Annotated in this window: 1 protein-coding gene; it reads right to left on the reverse strand. The window is 63.8% G+C overall.

From position 1 onward, the window contains the following. On the reverse strand, positions 1–745 hold a 745-nt coding region (locus tag HMPREF2886_RS31925; protein WP_256562626.1), incomplete at both ends, for a DNA topoisomerase.

Here is a 745-nt window from a genome sequence, read left to right on the forward strand (position 1 = left end):
GGGCCAGCTCCTTACCGCATTTCGGGCACGCAATGCCGGTCGGCGGTGGTGGAGCCTTGCGCTCGCCGGGCTTGCCTTTGGCATCCGGCAAGGTGGTCTTGCATTCCCGGTCTGAGCAGGCCCAAAAGAACCCGTGTTGGCCCTTGATTCGGCGCAGCGGCTTGCTGCACGTCGGGCACGGGTGCGCCACGGGCAGGTCGGCCGAGTCCAGCTTGCCCAGCTCGTCATCGAGTGCGGCCCAAGCCGCCGAGACGACGCTGAGGTAGTCGGTCTTGCCTTCCGCGATCTGGTCGAGTTGTTCCTCAAGGCCTCGGGTGTAGTCGAGGTCGATAAAGCGGAAGCGATCCACCAAACCATCGCAGACAAGTTCGCCGACCGGCGTAGGCGACAGGTACTCTTTTTTGTCCGCAATGATGTACTCGCGGGCGGTGATGTTCTCCATGATCGCCGCGTAGGTGCTCGGTCGCCCGATCCCCAGCCGCTCCATTTCCATTACAAGGGTCGGTTGCTTGAAGCGAACCGGCGGCTTGGTCTTCTTGGTCAGCACGCGGCCATCATCAGCTACCAGTGCGGCGTCTACCGCGAGGGCCGGAATCGGGTTGTTGCTTTCTTCGTCCGGTTCGTCGTTCTCGTCCTTCGCGTCTTCCGCGTAGACGGCCTGCCAGCCGGGCGACAACAGGGTGCGCCCGGTTGCCTTAAACGAAACGGGCGTGCCTGCGGCATCGCCAGCGAGCCGAACGGTGCG

This window comes from Pseudomonas sp. HMSC066A08, assembly GCF_001813025.1.
In the GTDB taxonomy this organism is placed as follows: domain Bacteria; phylum Pseudomonadota; class Gammaproteobacteria; order Pseudomonadales; family Pseudomonadaceae; genus Pseudomonas; species Pseudomonas aeruginosa.